This is a genomic window from Bradyrhizobium sp. USDA 4473, assembly GCF_054063335.1.
This window is the reverse complement of record NZ_JBSSGE010000001.1, coordinates 4,089,518-4,109,112: the sequence shown is the minus strand read 5'-3', so window position 1 is coordinate 4,109,112 and position 19,595 is coordinate 4,089,518. Positions and strand designations below refer to the sequence as shown.

Genomic DNA, 19,595 nt, shown 5'->3' with positions numbered 1-19,595 from the left:
TATATGCCTCCACGTTTCCGGATCATGCTCAAAACCGGTTGTTGCCTTGACCTCTTCCGAACCTCCGATCCGCCCGCAGCTCGCCGTATCCGGCGTGATCTTCCGTGACGGCAAGGTGCTGCTGGTGCGCCGCGCCCGCTCGCCCGGCAAGGGCTTCTATTCGCTGCCCGGCGGCCGGGTCGAGTTCGGCGAGACGCTGCACACCGCGCTGCACCGGGAGATCGACGAGGAGACCGGTCTTAGGGTCGAGATCCTGGGGCTTGCCGGCTGGCGCGAGGTGCTGCCGACCGGCCCCGGCACCGGGCATTATTTGATCATGACCTTCGCAGCGCGCTGGGCCTCCCGCGAGCCCGTACTGAACGACGAGCATGACGATTTCAAATGGCTGGCCCCGGAGCAGATCGGCGACCTCAAGGTGACCGGCAGCCTCCACGAGGTCATTGCGACCGCCCGGCGGCTGGTTTGATGGCCTTTTCGGGCGCTTTGGAGCGCCCTGCCGCCTTGCCTCGGGCGCATTGAGGGGGCATACCACGGCCATTCCGGAACCCCTGATGATCAGAGCCTTTCTCGCCGTTGTGATCCTGATGTCGGCATGCCTTGCGACGCCCGCCCGGGCGCAGGACGCGGCTGCGCCGTTCGACGGCGACCTGCAGCGGCTGGCCGAGATCCTCGGCGCCCTGCACTATCTGCGCAGCATCTGCAACGCCAATGAGGGCGCCAAATGGCGCAACGAGATGCAGGCGCTGATCGACGCGGAGACCCCGTCCGGCGACCGCCGCGCCCGGATGATCGCCGGCTTCAACCGCGGCTATAACGGCTTCCAGCAGACCTACCGGACCTGCACGCCCGCCGCCACGGTAGCGATCCGCCGCTACATCGAGGAAGGCTCGAAGATCTCGCGCGACCTGACGGCCCGTTATGCCAACTGACCGCGCGATCTTCTTCGACCTCGACGGCACCCTGACCGACCCGAAGCCCGGCATCACCGGTTCGATCCAGTATGCGCTGGAAAAGCTCGGCCGCCCGGTTCCGTCGCAGGATGAATTGACCTGGTGCATCGGGCCGCCGCTCCGTGCGAGCTTTGTGATGCTGCTCGGCGGCGAAGAGCTCGCCGACCGCGCGGTCGAGCTCTACCGCGAGCGGTTCGGCGATGTCGGGCTGTTCGAGAACGCGGTCTATCCTGACATCGCCGAGGTGCTGGCGGAGTTGCGCGGACGGCCCGGCCGCATGTTCGTGGCAACCTCGAAGCCGCACGTGTTCGCGACCCGGATCGTCGCCCATTTCGGGCTCAACCTCTATTTCGACCACGTGTTCGGTTCGGAGTTCGATGGAACCCGGGTCAACAAGGTCGACCTGCTCGCCTACGCGCTGAAACAGACCGGGGCCGATCCGGCCAAGGCCGTGATGATCGGCGACCGCAGCCACGACGTGATCGGGGCGAATCGCAACGGCATCCGCGCCGTCGGCGTCACCTATGGCTACGGCACGGCCGAGGAGCTGACCGCGGCCGGCGCCAGCCACCTCTGCGCCTCGCCACGCGCGCTGCTGGACCATATCCACAGCTCATTCGGCTGAGGGCGGCGGGAATGGCCGGAATTCCCCTTTAAATGCCGTAACGCCCGTTAACCTTTTCGAAAGAAGTGGCCTTGGCGGTACCCGCATGCGTGATACACCTCACGGGTCGCAGTGGTTCGGTCCTCGGACCGCGCGCATTCATTTTGCAGAGTTTCATGCGCCATCCAGCGTCCTTCCCCCATCATCAAGACGACCCGCGTCCCGACCACGAGCAGAAGCAGGCAGCACTGGGCTATTTGAACGAGGCCTGGGCGGAAGCGCGTCACGATGGCGTCGATGGCGACTGCCTCGCGCAGGCGAGCCTGTTTGCGGCGCTGGCCGAGCTCGTCACGACCTATGGCGAGGACGCGGTGGCAAAATTCGCCGAAGGCCTCCCCGCACGGGTGCGCAACGGCGAATTCTCGCTGGCATTGGCCCGGCAGTAAAACCCGCTACGGTTTGAGCGTCTCCAGGAACCGGACCGGCTCGCCGGTGGACGGCGTGGTCACCTCGCCCTGCCACATCACCCGCTTGCCGCGCACGAAGGTGCCGACCGGCCAGCCCTGCACCCGCACGCCGTCATAGGGCGTCCAGGCCGCGCGCGAGGCGATCCATTTGTTGGTGATGGTCTCGCTACGCTTGAGATCGACGATGGTGAAGTCGGCATCGTAGCCCGCCGCGATGCGGCCCTTGCAGGCGATGTTGTAGAGGCGCGCCGGACCCGCGCTGGTGAGGTCGACGAACCGGGCCAGCGACAGCCGCCCGGCGTTGACGTGATCGAGCATCAGCGGCACCAGCGTCTGCACGCCGGTCATGCCCGACGGGGAGGCCGGATAGGTCTTCTGCTTCTCCTCCAGCGTATGCGGCGCGTGATCCGAGCCGAGCACGTCGATGATGCCCTGCTCGATGCCGTACCAGATGCCGGCGCGATGGTCGGCCGAGCGCACCGGCGGGTTCATCTGGGCCAGCGTGCCCAGCCGCTCATAGCACTCGGGCGCGGCCATGGTGAGATGATGCGGCGTCGCCTCGCAGGAGGCGACATCCTTGTGGTCGCGCAGATACAGGATCTCTTCCTTGGTCGAGATATGCAGCACATGAATGCGCTTGCCGGTCTCGCGCGCAAGATTGACCAGCCGCTCGGTCGCCATCAGCGCTGCGGTCTCGTCGCGCCACACCGGATGCGAGCGCGGATCGCCCTCGATCCGCAGCGGCTTGCGCTCGTTGAGGCGGTATTCGTCCTCGGCGTGGAACGCGGCGCGGCGCTTGATCACCTGGAAGATCCGCCGCAGGCTCTCGTCGTCCTCGACCAGAAGCGCGCCGGTGGAGGAGCCGATGAACACCTTGACGCCGGCGCAGCCCAGCGCGCGCTCGAACTCCGGCAGGTCCTGCACGTTCTCGCGGGTGCCGCCGATGAAGAACGCGAAATCGCAATGCATGCGATGATGCGCGCGCTTGATCTTGTCGGTGAACGCCGCCTCGGTGACGGTCAGCGGATTGGTGTTCGGCATCTCGAACACGGCGGTGACCCCACCCATCACGGCGCTGCGCGAGCCGGTCTCGAGATCTTCCTTCTGCGTCAGCCCGGGCTCGCGGAAATGCACCTGGGTGTCCATCACGCCGGGCAGGATGTGCAGGCCTTTGCAGTCGATCACCTCGCCGGCCGAGGCCTGGCCGAGCGAGCCGATCGCGGCGATACGGCCACCCGCGATACCGACATCGCGGACGCCCTCGCCGTCCTGATTGACCACGGTGCCGGATTTTAGAATGGTGTCAAAATGCTGATTCATCGGTCCTCGGCGCCCGCTTTCGGATGTCGCGCGGGCCTTGTTCGGCGCACTCTAGCGCCTTAGCTTGGCAGGGGATATCCGCAGCCTGCGCGTTTCCCAAGGAACTTGGAAAAAGAGCCAATTTTGCGAATGAAAGCAGCGTTTCTTCCAGATCGGGGCGTGATCAAGGTCTCTGGCGAGGACGCCCGCAACTTCCTCAACGGCCTCATTACGACCGACGTCGAACAGTTGCGGCCGGGTCAGGCCCGGTTCGGCGCGCTGCTGACGCCGCAGGGCAAGATCATCGTCGATTTCCTGATCACCGAGATACCCGCAGGCCATGGCGGAGGCTTCCTGATCGACGCACCGCGTGCGCTCGCCAAGGGGCTCGCCGACAAGCTCGGCTTCTACAAGCTGCGCGCCAAGGTCGTGGTCGAGAACCTCTCCGACAGCCTCGGCGTGCTGGCCGCCTGGGATGGCGAGCCGGCGGCGGCCCCCGATCTTGCCTTCGCCGATCCGCGCAACCCAGCGCTCGGCTGGCGCATCCTGATCCCGGAAGAGTTGAAGCAGAAACTCGCCGATCTGATCGGCGCCGAGCTCGTCGATTCAAGCCTCTATGAGGCGCATCGGATCGCGAGCGGCGTGCCGCGCGGCGGGCTCGACTTCATGTATGGCGACGCCTTCCCGCACGAGACCAACATGGACCGACTCAACGGCGTCGATTTCGACAAGGGCTGCTATGTCGGCCAGGAGGTGGTGTCGCGCATGCAGCACCGCGGCACGGCGCGCACCCGCACGGTGAAGATCATTCTCGATGGCCCCTCGCCCGAAGCCGGCGCAACGATCCTGGCCGGCGACAAGCAGGTCGGCACCATCGGCTCGACCGCGGGCGATAAAGGCCTCGCGCTGGTGCGCATCGATCGCGTCGCCGATGCGCTCGACGCCGGCCTGGCGCTGACCGCGGGCGGCCTGTCGCTCCACCTCGCCGACCCCAGCGTTGTCCGCATCACACCCAAGCAGACCGTCGCATGAGCCGTACCGCGCAACTGCATCCCGACGGCAAGACGCGATGTCCGTGGCCGGGCGACGATGCGTTCTACGTCGCCTATCACGACAATGAATGGGGCGTGCCGGAATATGACGACCGCGCGCTCTATGAAAAGCTGATCCTCGACGGTTTCCAGGCCGGCCTGTCCTGGATCACGATCCTGCGCAAGCGCGACAATTTCCGCAAAGCCTTCGACGATTTCCAGCCCGAGAAGATCGCGCGCTACACCGACAAGAAGGTGCATGCGCTGATGAACGACGCCGGCATCGTCCGCAACCGCGCCAAGATCGAAGGCACGATCGCGAGCGCCAAGTCGTATCTCGAGATCATGGAGAAGGGCCCCGGCTTCTCGAAATTTCTGTGGGACTTCGTCGACGGCAAGCCGAAGGTCAACCAGTTCAAGACCACCGCGAGCGTGCCGGCCTCGACGCCGATCTCGGTCAAGGTCTCCAAGGAGCTCGGCGCGCGCGGCTTCAAATTCGTCGGCCCGACCATCGTCTACGCCTTCATGCAGGCGACCGGCATGGTCAACGATCATCTCGTCACCTGCTTCTGCCACGCGGCTTGCAGCGGCAAGCTCCGCAGCCCGCGGCTCAAGAAGACATGACGGCACGCAGATCGACGGAGGCCAGCCGCGCCTGGCAACGGATGTTGTCCGGACGCCGGCTCGACCTGCTCGATCCGTCGCCACTCGATATCGAGATCGTCGACATCGCGCACGGACTGGCGCGGGTCGCGCGCTGGAATGGGCAGACCTCGGGCGCCCACATCTTCTCGGTGGCGCAGCACACGCTGCTGGTCGAAGCCGTGATGCGCCAGCAGATGCCGCGCGTCGACGTCAGCCATCGTCTCGCCGCACTGCTGCATGACGCACCGGAATATGTCATCGGCGACATGATCTCGCCGTTCAAGGCGGTGCTCGCCGGCGAATACAAGGCGGTCGAAAAGCGGCTGCTGTCGGCGATCCATATCCGCTTCGGCCTGCCTGCGGTGCTGGCGGACGAGATCACCCAGCAGATCAAGGCCGCCGACCGCGGCGCGGCCTATCTCGAGGCGACGCATCTAGCGGGATTTTCGCAAGCCGAGGCCAAGCGGTTGTTCGGCCGCGATCCGGAGTTGCCCGAAGCGACCGAGCGGGACTATCTGACGCCATGGACAGCAGCGCGGGCCGAAAAGCAGTTCCTCGAACGCTTCAAGGCCTTACACGCGCCTTAGGCAGCACAGCAAGACCTGCCGCGGTTGCGCCGCAAAACGAACAATCCGGCATCACGCCGTCTGCCTTTGCCCGTCCGCAAGCAGTCGTTATAATCACGGCACCCGACGCCTAAGGACCAACATGCTTCACGTCTGCTCGCTTGCCGCGCTCTCCGACACGGTTCGTGCCACCGGCGCCAGCCATGTGCTGACCGTGATGGCCAATGTCGATCAGGTACAGCGGCCGCCCTCCGTGCTTCCGGCCAATCACCTGAAGGTGTCGATGGACGACATCGTCGAACAGATGGACGGCTTCGTCGCGCCGAACGAGACGCATATCGAACGGGTGCTGAGCTTCGTGCGCGGCTGGGATCGCCGTGCGCCGCTGGTTGTGCATTGCTACGCCGGCATCAGCCGCTCGACCGCAAGCGCATTCGCCACCGTCTGCGCGCTCAATCCGCACCGCGACGAAATGTCGATCGCCCGGCTGATCCGCGAGGCTTCGCCGATCGCAGCGCCCAATCGCCTGATCGTCGGCCTCGCCGACAAGGCGTTGGGCCGCGAGGGCCGCATGCTGCGCGCGCTCGATGCGATGGGTCCCGGCAGCATGAGTGTGGAAGGTCGGCCCTTCCATATCGACCTGGACTAGCGCGGCCTGTCACGCAGGGTCGCTTGAACTTCCGGTCCTCCCAAGTGCACTACTAGGTTGCGACGGGCCGCTGGCTGGCCAAAAGTCCGGCGCGTCCTGCCGGAGGCCCGATGTTCGATTCGCCGTTCGATTTCCTCACGCTCGTCATTGCCATCGTGGCGATCATCTTCGCGCGCAAGGCGCTGGGCCAGATCGCGGTCATGCAGCGCCGGCTGGATGCACTCGAGGCCGCGGGCGGTGCTGCCGCGCGAACCGCGATGCCGCCGCCGCTGGCGCCGCTCGAGGCGTTCGAGCAGACGCTTCCCGCAGCGCCTCCGATCGTACCGCCGCCGCTTCCCGAGGCTGCTGCGAGCGAGCCGGAAGCACAGCCGGCCGTGGGCGCAGCGCCGCCGCCGCTATTAGAACCGCCGTCCCCGCCATCGCCTGCGCCCGGCTTCGAGGAGACGCTCGGCACCCGCTGGGTGGTGTGGATCGGCGGCCTGACGCTCGCGCTCGGCGGCTTCTTCATGGTGCGCTATTCGATCGAGGCCGGGCTGCTCGGCCCCGGCGTGCGCACGATGCTCGGCGGATTGTTCGCGCTGGTGCTGCTCGGCGCCGGTGAATGGACCCGGCGCCAGGAGAGCATCTCCAGCATCGAAGCGCTGCCGATCGCCAACATTCCGGCGATCCTCACCGCGGCCGGCACCGCCGTGGCCTTCGCCACGGTCTACGCCGCCTACGCGCTCTATGATTTCCTCGCACCGGCCACCGCCTTCATCCTGCTCGGCATGGTCGCGCTCGGCACGCTCGCGGCGGCGCTGCTGCATGGGCCTGCGCTGGCCGGACTCGGAATCGTCGGCGCGTTCGTGACCCCGATCCTGGTCTCCTCCGACAAGCCGGACTTCTGGTCGCTCTATGTCTACCTCGCCATCGTCACCGCGGCATCGTTCGGCCTCGCCCGCATCAGGCTGTGGCGCTGGCTTGCGGTGACGACGATCGCCTTTGCGCTGCTGTGGACCTTGCCGTGCCTGCAATGCGGGCCGGAGATGATCGGACCGCATGTTTTCCACGTCATCGCGGGCTTCGTGCTGGCGGCGCTGCTGGTGGTCTGCGGCTTCATGTTCGGCCCCGATGGCGACGGCGAGGAGATAGAGCCGATCTCGTCCGGCTCGCTCGCGGCCTATCTGTTCGGCGCTGTTCTGATCGTGCTCAACAGCGCCCACGCCGACACCGCGATGATCGGCTTTGCGCTGCTGACGGCAGGCAGCCTGTGCGTCGCCTGGCGCGCGCCTGCGGCTGCCGGTACGATCGCTGCCGCATCGGCCTTCGTCTTCATCGTGTTCGGCGAATGGGCCGTCCGCCGCAATGTCGACATGCTGGTGCTGCCGGGCGGCGCGATCCCGGGCATCGGCCCATCTGCGACCGACGGCTCGGTCTCGCTGCACCTCGTCACGGCGGCGCTGTTCGCAGCTGCCTTTGGCATCGCGGGCTTCCTCGCACAGTTCCGTTTTGCCACCACGAAGATCGCCGTGACCTGGGCCGCGGCGGCGGTGTTCACGCCGATCGCGCTCTTGGTCGCGCTCTATGCGCGGATCGCGCATCTCGACCGTTCGATCCCGTTCGCGGTCCTCGCCGTGCTGCTGGCTGCGGCCTACGCCGCCGCGACCGAGGCGCTGACCCGGCGCGGCGAGCGGCCGGAACAGTCGCCATCGATCGCATTGTCGGCGACCGGCGCCCTCGCGGCGCTGGCGCTGGCGCTGACCTTTGCGCTCGACAAGGGCTGGCTCACCATCGCACTCGCGCTGGTGTCGATGGGCACGGCCTGGCTGTCGGTGCAACGCCCGATCCCGTTCCTGCGCTGGCTGGCTGCAATCCTGGCCGGCATCGTCGTGCTGCGCATCGGCTATGAGCCGCGGATCGCGGGCGACGCCGTCGGCACCACGCCGATCTTCAACTGGCTGTTGTGGGGCTATGGCGTGCCGGCGCTGTCGTTTTGGGTGGGAGGCCATTTCCTGCGCCGCAACGGCGACGACGTCCCGCTGCGCATGGTCGAGTCCGCCGCGATCCTGTTCACGGTGCTGCTCGCCTTCATGGAGATCCGCCACGCGGTCAATCGCGGCGATGTCTATTACGCGAGCGCCGGGTTGACCGAGGTCGCACTGCAAGTGGGCGTGACGCTCGCGATGGCGATCGGACTGGAGCGGCTGCGGCTGCGCAGCGGCAGCATCGTGCACAATGTCGCCGCGGTCCTGCTCACCGCCTTCGCCGGGCTCGCCAGCCTGTTCGGCTTGCTCGGGCTGGAGAACCCGATGCTGTGGTGGCAGGACGTCGGCGGCAGCTTCATCAATCTGCTGCTGCTCGGCTATGCGCTGCCGGCCGTGCTGGCGTTGCTGTTGTCCTACGCGGTGGCGGGACATCGTCCCGCGGCCTATGCCAACACGATCGCTGCCGGCGCGCTGGTGCTTGCGCTCGCTTACGTCACGTTCGAAATCCGCAGGCTCTATCACGGACCGGTGCTGACGCGCGGCGAGACCACGGGTGCAGAGCAATACACCTATTCGATCGCCTGGCTGATGTTCGGCGTCGCGCTGCTCGGCATCGGCATCGTCGTCAACTCGCAGCGCGCGCGGCTCGCATCCGCTGCGGTGATCGGGCTGACGATCCTGAAAGCCTTCCTGGTCGACATGTCGACACTCACCGGTGTCTACCGGGCGCTGTCGTTCATGTGCCTCGGCGTCGTACTGGTGGCGATCGGCTGGCTGTATCAGCGGATCCTGTTCCGCAGGCGCGCGGCGCCGCCTGCGCCGCAGACCGGAGGATCGAACTCGCTATCCTGATCGGCAAACGCCTCAGTCGACTGACTCGGCGACCAGGCGAATCCTGAATACCGGCTTGCGGCTCTCGTCGAGCAGCTCCATGTGCCATTCGCTGTCTTGCTTCATGTTGCGCGAAATGCTGCCAAGGAAATTGCCGCAGACCTTGGTCATCTCGGCCCAGGCCACGTCACGGCTTTCGAACTCCGTCGCGTGGTCGGACGCACCAGCGTAATCGCCATCACTGATACGGAAAAAATATTGCGCCATATGACTGCTCAAATCGGTGTCCCCACCATCCCGCGTCTCGACGGACGCTAGGTATTGAGTAGCGATCAACGCGTGGAGGCCGCCATCCGTATGACTACGGCTCGGCAGCTATTCCCGCTAGCGCGCAGATGAGAAATTAGTCGGTGGAGCGGCGCAATTCCGGCGCGCTCTCGGCCTTGGCCGGCTCGGCCTTGATCGGCTCAAGCTTCGCGCTGCCGACCTGCGGCGTCTCAACGCGCGACACTTCGGTCTGCGAGGCATCCGCGGATCGGGTGCGCGGGTGCAGCGAGCGCGGACGCGCCGCCGCGCGCGCCATCAGCATCTGCTGGCCGCCCTGATGGTGGAAATCGCAATAGGCGAAGCCCATGCCGGAGACCGAGCCGCGGAAGGTGCGGTCATCCTGCTTGTCGAGATTGAAGCACGGTTCGAACGGGATGCCCTTGAGCGACGCGCAAACGCTCTGACCGCGGATTTGCAGCGTATTGCCGGGCAGGCGCACGTGGCGGATCGGACCGGAGCCGGAGAACTGGATCGAGCCTGCCGCGCCGAGATCATCGAGGATACGGCCGGCGCCGCGGGTGCCATCGAAACAGGTGAAGGCGAACACCTTGCCCGCGACGAACTTGCGGGCCTCATCTGCGTTCATCATGCCCGCGAATGCCGGCACGACCATCGCTCCGGCCGTGACGGCCCCCAACACCAAACGCGCAAGCATGAGCTACTCCACTAACGAGCGCGGGCACCCGCTCCTTGTGAGCATGATCCCCGCACCCGACGCTTCTCGACGTCTGCGCGAGGAATCCCGGCCCCCCGGGATCATGCTGCAAGCCTCTTTACCCGCTGCTTACCATACCAACCGTGGCAACATTGGAGCAGCTTGGTTGGTAAAGTCTGAACGTCCTCAGACTATTTTTACCACGATGCGGCCGCGGACCTCGCCGCCGAGGATTTTCGCGCCGTAGGGCACGACTTCGTCCAAAACGATTTCGTGAGTGATATCAGCCAGTTTTGCCTTGTCCAGATCGCTGGCGAGGCGACGCCAGGCGGTCCGGCGAAGCTCGATCGGGCACATCACGGAATCGATGCCGAGAAGGCACACGCCGCGCAAAATGAACGGCGCGACCGACGACGGCAGGTCCATACCGGCCGCCAGGCCACAGGCCGCGATGGCGCCACCGTATTTCGTCATCGACAGCAGGTTGGCGAGCGTGGTCGAGCCAACGCTGTCGACGCCACCGGCCCAGCGCTCCTTGGCGAGCGCCTTCGGGGCACCCGACAGTTCGGCGCGGTCGATCACTTCAGTGGCGCCGAGCCCCTTGAGGTAGTCCGCCTCCGACATCCGCCCGGTCGACGCGATTACGTGATAGCCGAGCTTCGACAGCACGGCGATTGCGACCGAGCCGACGCCGCCGGCGGCACCAGTGACCACCACCGGGCCGCTCCTCGGGGTCAGGCCGTGCTTCTCCAGCGCCAGCACCGAGAGCATCGCGGTATAGCCCGCGGTGCCGACCGCCATCGCGTCCCGCGCCGAGATGCCGTCGGGCAGCCGCACCAGCCAGTCGCCCTTGACGCGGGCCTTCTCGGCATAGGCGCCGAGATGGGTCTCGCCCATGCCCCAGCCATTGCAGACGACCTTATCGCCCGCATTCCAGTCGGGATGGCTGGACTGCTCGACCGTGCCGGCGAAATCGATGCCGGCGATCATCGGAAACCAGCGCACCACCGGCGCCTTGCCGGTCAGCGCCAGGCCGTCCTTGTAGTTCAGCGTCGACCATTCGACGCGGACGGTGACGTCGCCGTCCATCAATTCCGCGTCGTCGAATTGGGTGAGCGTGGCGGTGGTACCCTTGTCCGCCTTGTCGATCCTGATTGCCTTGAACGTTGCCACGATGCGCACTCCCCGTAATCTTGGTTTCGTAGGAGTGTTTAACCCATCAGGCAGGCTGCGCAACCGGGCGGGCGACCGGCGCCTCGACGATCGGCAGGTTGATCAGCGCCGAGAGCACGCCGAACAGCACCGACAGCCACCAGATCGGCGTGTAGGAACCGAACTGCTCGAACACCACGCCGCCGAGCCAGACCCCGAGGAAACCTCCGACCTGATGGCTGACAAAGGCGAAGCCATAGAGGGTGGAGAACCAGCGGGTGCCGAACATCAGCGCGACTAGCGCCGAGGTCGGCGGCACGCTCGACAGCCACAGCAGCCCCGACACCGCGCCGAAGGCAATCGCCGAGAACGGCGTGACCGGGAACGTGATGAAGGCAACCGTCGCCAGCGCGCGCGTGAAGTAGATCACCGACAGCAGATAGCGCTTCGGAAAGTAGTTCTGCAGCCAGCCGACGCTGAGCGAGCCGATGATGTTGAACAGGCCGATCGCCGCGACCACCCAGCCGCCTGTCGTCGCCGCAATGCCGCGGTCGGCCAGATAGGCCGGCAGGTGAATGGTGATGAAGGCAAGCTGGAAGCCGCAGGTGAAGAAGCCGAGCACCAGGAGCACGTAGGAGCGATGGCCGAACGCCTCCGCGAGCGCGGTCTTGAACGATTGCTGATCGGCCGGCGCGGCCTCTTTCGTCTCCGCCGGCGGCGTCGCGAGCGCCAGCGAGAGCGGCAGGATCAACAGCATCAGCGTGCTGAACACGACGAGCGCAGTCTGCCAGCCGAAATTGTCGATCAGGGCAACGCCGAACGGCGCGAACAGGAACTGGCCGAACGAGCCCGCCGCGGTGCCGGCGCCAAGCGCGAAGCCGCGCTTCTCGGGCGGCAGCAGCTTGCTGAACGCCGCCAGCACGAGGTTGAACGACGAGCCCGACAGGCCGAAACCGATCAGCACGCCGGCGCTGATGTCGAGCGACAACGAGGTGGTGGAGTAACGCATCAGCAAGAGGCCGGCGGCGTACAGCAAGGCGCCGACGATCATGACGCGCAGCAGGCCGAAGCGGTCGGCAATCGCGCCCGCGATCGGCTGGCCGAGCCCCCACAGCAGGTTCTGCAGCGCGATGGCGAGGCCGAACACGTCGCGGCCCCAGGCGAATTCGCGGCCCATCGGCTGTACGAAGAAGCCGAGGCTGGAGCGCGGGCCGAAACTCAGCAGGGCGATCGCACAGCCGCAGACGATGATCACGAGCGGCGTGCGCCAGCTGCCGGACGTCGGTCGGATATCCCCGGTGGTCACGGCCATGTTGTCTTCCCCCGCGGCTGGCGGGGGAACCGCCCCCGCGAAACGTTACGGGGAGTTAATGCAGCTGCATGAAAACCCCAAGAGGGGCAGGACAAAAACAGGAGAAAAATATTCGCTCGCAGGGCTGCATTGCAGAATCCGAGAGGATGACGGGCGTCATTCCGGGGCACATCGCCCCCGGAGTTGGCGCCCTATCGCTTGGCGCTGGCCTGCTCGGCCGAGCTCTGGGCAGCCTCGGCGAGTTGCGCCGAGATCTTGGCGGTCTCGGCTGCGCTGCCCCAGCTCGGGGCGTCGCTGCCGTCGCCCCAGGCGCGCGGGCGATAGAAGGTGTGGACGCCGAACTTGTACATCTTTTTCATCTCGCTGACCCACGACGGCCGCACCCAATAGGCGTGGTAGTGGGTCGAGCGATCGACTTCCGGCAGCCACAATTTGCCGTCGAGCATCGCCTTCGCGATCTTCCTGGCGCGGTCCCACATGTCGGGCTCGCGGACGACGTCGGGGATGTTGTCGCAGGCGAAGGTGAACTGGCAGGCGTAGTGCCGGTTCTTGTTCTGGTAGACCACGCCGCACACCGTCTCCGGGTATTTGCCGGAGAAAGCGCGGTTCAGCACCACCTGGGCGACCGCGATCTGGCCGCGCACCGCCTCGCCGCGCGCTTCGAAATAGACCGCCTCGGCGAGACACTTCTCCGACTTGGCGCGCGACTTGTCGTCGAACAGGCCGAGCCGTTCCGCCGGCGTCTTGCTGTGCTGGTCGTCGGCGTTGACCTCGCCCTTCGGCGCGATGCTCTCGCCCATTTCGCCGGCCCTCACCGGACCGTCGGCATCGACAGGCAGCGAGGCCATCACCTTCATGTCGGGGTCGGGCTGCACTGCGGGCGCGACGACGACCGGCGCCTCGCCGGGCTGCCAGCGTTCGAGATTTTCGGGCGTGCCGAGCGACGAGCCGAAGAACAGGCTCGCGGTCTTGAAGGCGAACGGATCGCGCTCGTGCGCTGCATCGGCGGGCGCCGGTGCGGGCGTTGCCGGCGCAGGCTTCAGATCGTCGAGCGGGTTGGCCTCGAGCGACATCGACACGTCGTATTGCTGCGGCGACGGCTTGGCATATTGCGGCAGCGGCGGCGCACGCAGCGCCTCCTGCAATTCCGGATCGAGCGGCGCGTTGTCGGCAGATCCGCTGCCACCGATTGCGGTTGCGGTCTTCATGCCCTTGACCGACGCATTCGAGGTCGCGGGATCCTCGTTCGCCGGCGCGGTGTTCGCGGGCTGCGCGGGATCAAGCTGGTCGGGGCGCCTGACGACGAGACGATCGCCCTTCAGGGTGCGGTCGACCTTGGGAAAATCCGATGCCGCGTAGCGCGGCGGCGGTGATGCGATCGGATTGCGCGTCACCGCGCCGGTGATGTCGCTGTTTGAACTGTCGAGCCTTGCGAGCAGGATCTGCGGATCCTGCGGCGCCGAGGTTCCGATCGGACGGCCGATACTGTAGGTCGCGACCTGGATCGAGCCGACGGCGGAGGCGAAGACGCGCTTCTGCCAGCGCTCGGCGACGCCGGGCTGCCGGGCCAGGAGCGAGGCAATATCCTGATATCCGATCTCGGTCGGCATCAGTGCGAAGATGCCAAGACCGAGACCGAAGAGCGCGAGACGTGCGCCCCTCGGCTGGTTACGCGACACAAACATCGTACGCTCACGCAACGCTTACTGAGTGCAATCGAACGCGGTCCATCCGCGCAATTCGACCTTTCCCGTTGCTAACTTGTTTAGGTTGCCGCGGAGTTAATCGGCGTTGCCCGGGCGCTACACTCAAGCGATCGCAGCGTCTTCGCGCGCCGCATCGCGCGCCTTGGTAAATGCGCGGCGCATGAAAGTCGTAAATGTCAGGTCAACGGAGATGGTGAAGAGATCCTTACCTAGCCAGGTCCATCGTCATTGCGAGGAAGCGACGAAGCAATCCATGCTTCGACGCATGTGGCGAGATGGATTGCTTCGCTCCGCTCGCAACGACGATGTCTTCCGGCAGCGCTCAAACGAAAAATGCCCGGGACGAGCCCGGGCATCACGTCGCTTCTGACTATGCCGGCCTCAGCGCTTACGCCTGGCTCGAGATCTCCTTGCCGAGCGCGGCCTGCGCTGCGGCGAGACGCGCGATCGGCACGCGATAGGGCGAGCACGAGACGTAGTCGAGCCCGACCTCGTGGCAGAACGCGACCGAGGCGGGATCGCCGCCATGCTCGCCGCAGATGCCGACCTTGAGGCTCGGCCGCGTCTTGCGGCCGCGCGTCACGCCGATCTTGACGAGCTCGCCGACGCCGTCGCGATCGACCGAGATGAACGGATCGATCTCCAGGATGCCCTTGGCGACATAAGTGCCGAGGAAGCTCGCGGCGTCGTCGCGGCTGATGCCGTAGGTGGTCTGCGTCAGGTCGTTGGTGCCGAACGAGAAGAACTCGGCGGTCTCCGCCACCTCGCCGGCCATCAGGCAGGCGCGCGGCAGCTCGATCATGGTGCCGACCTGATAGGTCAGCTTGGCGCCGGTTTCCTTGATCACCGCGTTGGCGGTCGCATCGATCCGCGCCTTGACCAGATCGAACTCGGCCTTGGTCGCGATCAGCGGCACCATCACCTCGAGCCCGACCGGCTTGCCGGTGCGCTTGCCGGCTTCGACGGCGGCCTCGAAGATCGCGCGCGCCTGCATCTCGGCGATCTCCGGATAGGCGATCGCGAGACGGCAGCCGCGGAAGCCGAGCATCGGGTTGAACTCGGACAGTTCGCGGGCACGGTCGGCGAGGCGGCGCGGATCGGTGTTCATGGCGCGCGCCACTTCCTCGATCTCGGCCTGGGTGTGCGGCAGGAATTCATGGAGGGGAGGATCCAAAAGCCGGATCGTGACGGGCAAGCCCTTCATGATCTCGAACAGCTCGACGAAGTCGGCGCGCTGCATCGGCAAGAGCTTCGACAGCGCGGCACGGCGCGACTGCTCGTCCTCGGAGAGGATCATCTCGCGCACGGTGCGGATGCGGGTCTCCTCGAAGAACATGTGCTCGGTGCGGCAGAGGCCGATGCCCTCGGCGCCGAACTTCACCGCGGTGCGCGCGTCATCGGGCGTGTCGCCGTTGACGCGGACGCCGAGCTTGCGGACCTCGTCGGCCCAGCCCATCAGCGTGCCGAACTCGCCGGACAGTTCCGGCTCGATCATCGGCATGCGGCCGGCCAGCACCTGCCCGACCGAGCCGTCGATGGTGATGACGTCGCCGGTCTTGAAGGTGCGCGAACCGACGCTCATGGTGCCGCGGCCGTAATCGACGCGGATGGTGCCGCAGCCGGAGACGCAGGGCTTGCCCATGCCGCGCGCGACCACCGCGGCGTGCGAGGTCATGCCGCCGCGGGTGGTGAGGATGCCTTCCGCGGCGTGCATGCCGTGGATGTCTTCCGGGCTGGTCTCGATGCGGACCAGGATCACCTTGCGTCCGTCGGCCTGCAGCTTGGCCGCTTCGTCCGAGGAGAACACGATCTCGCCCGAGGCCGCACCGGGCGATGCCGGCAGGCCGGTCGCGATCACGTCGCGCTTGGCGGCGGGATCGATGGTCGGGTGCAGCAGCTGGTCGAGCGAGGCCGGATCGATCCGCGTCACGGCGTCGTTGCGCGAGATCAGCCCCTCATTGGCGAGCTCGACGGCGATCCGCAGCGCCGCCTTGGCGGTGCGCTTGCCGCCGCGGGTCTGCAGCATCCACAGCTTGCCCTGTTCGACCGTGAACTCCATGTCCTGCATGTCGCGGTAGTGCTTCTCGAGCAGCGTGTAGATCCGAGTCAGCTCCTTGAAGGCAGCCGGCATCGCGGCTTCCATCGACAGCTTGTCGGAGCCGCTCTCCTGGCGCGCCTCCTCGGTGATGTCCTGCGGCGTGCGGATGCCGGCAACGACGTCCTCGCCCTGCGCGTTGATCAGGAACTCGCCATACAGTTTGCTCTCGCCGGTCGAGGGGTTGCGGGTGAACGCAACGCCGGTCGCCGAGGTCTCGCCCATGTTGCCGAACACCATCGCCTGCACGTTGACGGCGGTGCCCCAGGATTCCGGGATGTCGTGCAGCTTGCGATAGGTCACCGCGCGCGCGTTCATCCAGGATGAGAACACCGCGCCGATCGCACCCCACAGCTGGTCGTGCGGATCCTGCGGGAACTCGTGCCCGGTCTCCTTGGCGACGGCTTCCTTGTACTTGCCGACCAGCTCCACCCAGTCGTCGCCGGTCAGGTCGGTGTCGAGCGAGTAGCCCTGGCCGTCCTTGAAGGTGTCGAGGATGTCCTCGAAATGATGATGCTCGAAGCCGAGCACCACGTCCGAATACATCGTGATGAAGCGGCGATAGCTGTCATAGGCGAAGCGGCGGTCGCCGGAGAGCTCGGCGAGCGCTTCGACCGTGCGGTCGTTGAGGCCGAGATTGAGCACGGTGTCCATCATGCCCGGCATCGAGGCGCGCGCGCCCGAGCGCACCGACACCAGCAGCGGGTTCTTGGCGTCGCCGAAGGTCTTGCCGGTCAGCTTGCCGACATAGTCGAGCGCCTTCTCAACCTGCGCCTTCAATTCCTTCGGATACGTCTTGTCGTGCTCGTAGAAATAGGTGCAGACCGAGGTCGGAATCGTGAAGCCGGGAGGCACCGGAAGGCCGAGATTGGCCATTTCCGCGAGGTTGGCGCCCTTGCCGCCGAGCAGATCGCGCAGCGTCGCCTGGCCCTCGGCCTTGCCGTCGCCGAACGTATAGACCCACTTGCCGGCCTTGATCGCAACCGGGGCCGCCTTCTTCGGAGCGGCTGCCGCCTTCGCCGGCGCCTTGCTGGTGGGTTTTGCAGCCGGTTTGGCGGCGGCTTTCGGCGCCGCCTTCGGGACGCTCGTCGTCAGCGCCTTGCGCGCCGGAGCAGCCTTGCGCGCGGCGGCGGAGGGCTTTGATTTCGCTGCTGTTTTGCCAGCAGCTTTTGCAGCAGGTTTCTTGGACTTCGCGACGGCTTTGGCCATGTCAGACAACAATCCGGAAGGAGGGGTCGAAGATGCGCGCCTTACACCATTTTGGGGGGTTCCGCGCAAGCCGCGAAACCCCGCTTTCCCGCTACAGGTGGAGCCAGCGCAGCAGGCCCATTCCGACGAGCCCGACGAAGATCAGATAGATCGCGACGATGTAGTTGAGGAGCCGCGGCATGATCAGGATCAGGACGCCTGCAACCAGAGCCACGATGGCAGGCAGATGCCCAGCGGTGATGGTCATTGAAGTTTTCTCCGGCGGTTTTTGGAGGAGCGAATCGAGCGGCAGTTTATCCGCTGAGGGGGTTCCCACATCAAGACGCCTGCACGGCCCGGGAGTTCCCGCACCTCACGAAAATTGCTCCAAATTGCCGCGTATATGACAGCAGTTTTTCCGGAACATCACCGTCGCCGATGCATTGGCCCGCTGTGCGCATCGGCGAAGGCCGGCGCGCGCTATAAAGAATGGAGCGAGCCATGCGAAACAGAATACTTGCCGTTGCAGCGGTTGCTGCTGCGATCACGGTGCCGGCTGTTGCCGCACAGGCCCAGACCGTTGGCGTCGTCCGCGGTGGCCCGCCGGTTGCAGTCGAGGATGACGAGGGCATTGCGGTCGAGCAGCGTCCGGCATTCCGCGAATACATCGTGCGCGAGCGCGTGCCGAACTACACCATTCCGGATCGCGTCGTGGTCGGCACCATCCTGCCGGATGCCGGCGTGACCACGTATGACGTGCCGCAGCGGTTCGGCGCGACGCCCTTCCGCTACACCGTCGTGAACGGTGAGACCGTGCTGGTCGAGCCGCGTTCGCGACGGATCGTTCAGGTGGTCGACTAGGGCAAATCCAGTACGATCGCCTGAACGAACAGTCCGGGCGCCGCGCAAGCGGATCTGCGCGCAGATCGACCGGACCAGAAAGCCCCGCCTGGCCTCCCCTCCAGGCGGGGCTCTTCTGTTTTGTCGGCACGAATTGTGCTGGCCTATGACTTCAGAATCGAGAGCAGCGTCGAGGTCGACTTGTAGCTCTTGATCGCGGCGTCCTGGAAATCCTGCGTCCAGTTGGTGGCCTGGCGCTCCTCCGCGCTCATCGAGGAATATTGCTTGAGGATGCCGAGTGAGAACTGGCGCGGATCGCCGGCGGTCTGGCTCTGCTTCAGCGCATCGAGCACCGCAAGCCGCGTCCGCGTGTTGAGCTCCTGCTTGGCCGCGAAAATTTCCTCGCCTGAGAACTTCTTGTCCTGGTTCAGCGAGATTGCCGACAGCGAGCGGTTGTCGAGCGAAGACAGATCGGCGAGCTGTCCCGTCTTGCGCCTGGAATCGTACACCAGTTCCTTGCCGCTCTTCGCCGCCTCGCTCTTCTGCCGATCGAGGAAGGCGCGCACGTCGCTTGCCACGCTGGAGAAGTCGCGCGTGCTCCCCGTCGCGGGAGTCGTGGCTCCCGCCAACGCAGCCGCGATCGGATCGCCGGTCATTCCCGTCGGCGCCGTGTTTGGATCCTGCTGCGTCGCCTGAACACCTTTCAGCACCGCGGCGCGTTGGCTGGCCCAGGTCGCGGTGGCCTTTTCCTCGTCGCTGGCGCCGTCGAGATAGTCGAGCGCCGCCTTGTAGCTGACGCTATAGTCGCCGGTCAGCCGCGTGGTCGCGAGCGACGGCGCCAAGGCCTTGTCGAAGCGCTGCTTCAGCTCGGCTGCGGCAACCGCCTGCTCGTCCGGCGTGAACTTGCCGCCATTGTTGGTCGAGATCGCGAACAGCGCGCGACGATCCAGTGTCGAGAGATCGATCGTGGTCTTGCCATCGACGATCGGCGCCTTGACGCCGGCCACCGTGTAGAGTCGGTCGAGCGTCGTGCGCGCATCGTTCGTCACCGTCGCGAAGTCGGGCAGCGACGTCTTGGCGAGCTGCGCACGGGCGGCGTCAGACAGCGTGAGGTTGGTTGCGGCGTTCGACGCCGGAGACGCCGACAGATCGCCGGCGGTGCCGTCGCCCGACAAGGTCGCCGCCAGCGAGGGCGTCGCGGCCGCCCGCGCATAGGCCGAACCATATTGGGCGTAGGGATTGGGCGTGGTGCCGATCGAGGTCATCGGGGCGATCCCTGCATTGGCGCGAGGGCGATTTCTTAAGAAATCGTTG

The 19,595-nt window shown here is 66.0% G+C and carries 19 protein-coding genes; 10 read left to right on the top strand and 9 right to left on the bottom strand.

The window, feature by feature from the left end; all coding sequences use genetic code 11:
- Positions 1–46: 46 nt before the first annotated feature.
- The 4 genes from ACVW17_RS19045 (at position 47) to ACVW17_RS19030 (ending at position 2,000) form a co-directional block, all read left to right on the top strand.
- Entirely contained in the window at positions 47–466 is a 420-nt protein-coding gene (locus ACVW17_RS19045) for an NUDIX hydrolase (protein ID WP_456753295.1), read from the top strand.
- A gap of 85 nt (positions 467–551) precedes the next feature.
- The gene (locus ACVW17_RS19040) at positions 552–929 is read left to right on the top strand and encodes a TIGR02301 family protein (RefSeq protein WP_456753294.1); all 378 of its coding nucleotides are present in this window, start codon (positions 552–554) and stop codon (positions 927–929) included.
- Positions 919–1,575, top strand: coding sequence for an HAD family hydrolase (locus ACVW17_RS19035; protein WP_456797792.1), 657 nt, complete (start codon positions 919–921; stop codon positions 1,573–1,575). Before ACVW17_RS19040 ends, ACVW17_RS19035 begins: the two co-directional genes overlap by 11 nt.
- A gap of 155 nt (positions 1,576–1,730) precedes the next feature.
- Positions 1,731–2,000, top strand: a complete 270-nt coding sequence (locus ACVW17_RS19030) for a hypothetical protein (protein WP_456753292.1) — start codon at positions 1,731–1,733, stop codon at positions 1,998–2,000.
- Between the two features lie 6 nt (positions 2,001–2,006).
- On the opposite strand, the gene ACVW17_RS19025 is transcribed toward ACVW17_RS19030, so the two are convergent.
- Positions 2,007–3,341, bottom strand: a complete 1,335-nt coding sequence (locus ACVW17_RS19025; protein WP_456797791.1) for a dihydroorotase — start codon at positions 3,339–3,341, stop codon at positions 2,007–2,009.
- A gap of 129 nt (positions 3,342–3,470) precedes the next feature.
- On the opposite strand from ACVW17_RS19025, the gene ygfZ reads away from it, so the two are divergent.
- The 5 genes from ygfZ to ACVW17_RS19000 all read left to right on the top strand — a co-directional run bounded on the left by ygfZ (position 3,471) and on the right by ACVW17_RS19000 (position 9,027).
- Positions 3,471–4,352, top strand: a complete 882-nt coding sequence (gene ygfZ / locus ACVW17_RS19020) for a CAF17-like 4Fe-4S cluster assembly/insertion protein YgfZ (protein WP_456797790.1) — start codon at positions 3,471–3,473, stop codon at positions 4,350–4,352.
- Complete coding sequence (locus tag ACVW17_RS19015) at positions 4,349–4,975, top strand: DNA-3-methyladenine glycosylase I (RefSeq protein WP_456797789.1); 627 nt, start codon at positions 4,349–4,351, stop codon at positions 4,973–4,975. Before ygfZ ends, ACVW17_RS19015 begins: the two co-directional genes overlap by 4 nt.
- Complete coding sequence (locus ACVW17_RS19010; protein WP_456797788.1) at positions 4,972–5,583, top strand: YfbR-like 5'-deoxynucleotidase; 612 nt, start codon at positions 4,972–4,974, stop codon at positions 5,581–5,583. Before ACVW17_RS19015 ends, ACVW17_RS19010 begins: the two co-directional genes overlap by 4 nt.
- A gap of 121 nt (positions 5,584–5,704) precedes the next feature.
- On the top strand, positions 5,705–6,211 hold the full coding sequence (locus tag ACVW17_RS19005; protein ID WP_456797787.1) for a tyrosine phosphatase family protein: 507 nt from the start codon (positions 5,705–5,707) through the stop codon (positions 6,209–6,211).
- A gap of 110 nt (positions 6,212–6,321) precedes the next feature.
- Positions 6,322–9,027, top strand: coding sequence for a DUF2339 domain-containing protein (locus ACVW17_RS19000; RefSeq protein ID WP_456797786.1), 2,706 nt, complete (start codon positions 6,322–6,324; stop codon positions 9,025–9,027).
- A gap of 12 nt (positions 9,028–9,039) precedes the next feature.
- On the opposite strand, the gene ACVW17_RS18995 is transcribed toward ACVW17_RS19000, so the two are convergent.
- The 7 genes from ACVW17_RS18995 to ACVW17_RS18965 form a co-directional block, all read right to left on the bottom strand.
- A complete protein-coding gene (locus tag ACVW17_RS18995; RefSeq protein ID WP_050403167.1) occupies positions 9,040–9,273 on the bottom strand; it encodes a DUF6894 family protein in 234 nt (77 codons plus the stop codon).
- Positions 9,274–9,409: 136 nt separating this feature from the next.
- A complete protein-coding gene (locus ACVW17_RS18990) occupies positions 9,410–9,988 on the bottom strand; it encodes a hypothetical protein (protein ID WP_456753286.1) in 579 nt (192 codons plus the stop codon).
- A 186-nt stretch (positions 9,989–10,174) separates the two neighbouring features.
- Entirely contained in the window at positions 10,175–11,161 is a 987-nt protein-coding gene (gene acuI / locus ACVW17_RS18985; RefSeq protein ID WP_456753285.1) for an acrylyl-CoA reductase (NADPH), read from the bottom strand.
- A 46-nt stretch (positions 11,162–11,207) separates the two neighbouring features.
- Positions 11,208–12,452 (bottom strand): MFS transporter, encoded by a 1,245-nt coding sequence (locus tag ACVW17_RS18980; RefSeq protein ID WP_456797785.1) that lies wholly within the window; start codon positions 12,450–12,452, stop codon positions 11,208–11,210.
- A gap of 191 nt (positions 12,453–12,643) precedes the next feature.
- Positions 12,644–14,137, bottom strand: coding sequence for a cell wall hydrolase (locus ACVW17_RS18975; protein WP_456797784.1), 1,494 nt, complete (start codon positions 14,135–14,137; stop codon positions 12,644–12,646).
- Between the two features lie 409 nt (positions 14,138–14,546).
- Positions 14,547–17,462 (bottom strand): pyruvate, phosphate dikinase, encoded by a 2,916-nt coding sequence (gene ppdK / locus ACVW17_RS18970; protein WP_456797783.1) that lies wholly within the window; start codon positions 17,460–17,462, stop codon positions 14,547–14,549.
- 91 nt (positions 17,463–17,553) lie between these two features.
- Positions 17,554–17,709 carry a DUF3096 domain-containing protein gene (locus tag ACVW17_RS18965; RefSeq protein ID WP_076865695.1) on the bottom strand — a complete coding sequence of 52 codons (156 nt, stop codon included), beginning with the start codon at positions 17,707–17,709 and terminating at the stop codon, positions 17,554–17,556.
- 233 nt (positions 17,710–17,942) lie between these two features.
- On the opposite strand from ACVW17_RS18965, the gene ACVW17_RS18960 reads away from it, so the two are divergent.
- Complete coding sequence (locus ACVW17_RS18960) at positions 17,943–18,302, top strand: DUF1236 domain-containing protein (RefSeq protein WP_456753281.1); 360 nt, start codon at positions 17,943–17,945, stop codon at positions 18,300–18,302.
- Positions 18,303–18,445: 143 nt separating this feature from the next.
- Here ACVW17_RS18960 and ACVW17_RS18955 read toward each other — a convergent pair whose 3' ends face one another.
- On the bottom strand, positions 18,446–19,546 hold the full coding sequence (locus ACVW17_RS18955) for a hypothetical protein (protein WP_456753280.1): 1,101 nt from the start codon (positions 19,544–19,546) through the stop codon (positions 18,446–18,448).
- Positions 19,547–19,595: the final 49 nt, after the last annotated feature.

Bases quoted from the DNA above. Each gene is read 5' to 3' on its own strand.
- ACVW17_RS19040 (WP_456753294.1), top strand. From the start codon at position 552: ATGATCAGAGCCTTTCTCGCCGTTGTGATCCTGATGTCGGCATGCCTT.
- ACVW17_RS19035 (WP_456797792.1), top strand. From the start codon at position 919: ATGCCAACTGACCGCGCGATCTTCTTCGACCTCGACGGCACCCTGACC.
- ACVW17_RS19030 (WP_456753292.1), top strand. From the start codon at position 1,731: ATGCGCCATCCAGCGTCCTTCCCCCATCATCAAGACGACCCGCGTCCC.
- ACVW17_RS19025 (WP_456797791.1), bottom strand. From the start codon at position 3,341: ATGAATCAGCATTTTGACACCATTCTAAAATCCGGCACCGTGGTCAAT.
- ygfZ (WP_456797790.1), top strand. From the start codon at position 3,471: ATGAAAGCAGCGTTTCTTCCAGATCGGGGCGTGATCAAGGTCTCTGGC.
- ACVW17_RS19015 (WP_456797789.1), top strand. From the start codon at position 4,349: ATGAGCCGTACCGCGCAACTGCATCCCGACGGCAAGACGCGATGTCCG.
- ACVW17_RS19010 (WP_456797788.1), top strand. From the start codon at position 4,972: ATGACGGCACGCAGATCGACGGAGGCCAGCCGCGCCTGGCAACGGATG.
- ACVW17_RS19005 (WP_456797787.1), top strand. From the start codon at position 5,705: ATGCTTCACGTCTGCTCGCTTGCCGCGCTCTCCGACACGGTTCGTGCC.
- ACVW17_RS19000 (WP_456797786.1), top strand. From the start codon at position 6,322: ATGTTCGATTCGCCGTTCGATTTCCTCACGCTCGTCATTGCCATCGTG.
- ACVW17_RS18995 (WP_050403167.1), bottom strand. From the start codon at position 9,273: ATGGCGCAATATTTTTTCCGTATCAGTGATGGCGATTACGCTGGTGCG.
- ACVW17_RS18990 (WP_456753286.1), bottom strand. From the start codon at position 9,988: ATGCTTGCGCGTTTGGTGTTGGGGGCCGTCACGGCCGGAGCGATGGTC.
- ACVW17_RS18980 (WP_456797785.1), bottom strand. From the start codon at position 12,452: ATGGCCGTGACCACCGGGGATATCCGACCGACGTCCGGCAGCTGGCGC.
- ACVW17_RS18975 (WP_456797784.1), bottom strand. From the start codon at position 14,137: ATGTTTGTGTCGCGTAACCAGCCGAGGGGCGCACGTCTCGCGCTCTTC.
- ppdK (WP_456797783.1), bottom strand. From the start codon at position 17,462: ATGGCCAAAGCCGTCGCGAAGTCCAAGAAACCTGCTGCAAAAGCTGCT.
- ACVW17_RS18965 (WP_076865695.1), bottom strand. From the start codon at position 17,709: ATGACCATCACCGCTGGGCATCTGCCTGCCATCGTGGCTCTGGTTGCA.
- ACVW17_RS18960 (WP_456753281.1), top strand. From the start codon at position 17,943: ATGCGAAACAGAATACTTGCCGTTGCAGCGGTTGCTGCTGCGATCACG.
- ACVW17_RS18955 (WP_456753280.1), bottom strand. From the start codon at position 19,546: ATGACCTCGATCGGCACCACGCCCAATCCCTACGCCCAATATGGTTCG.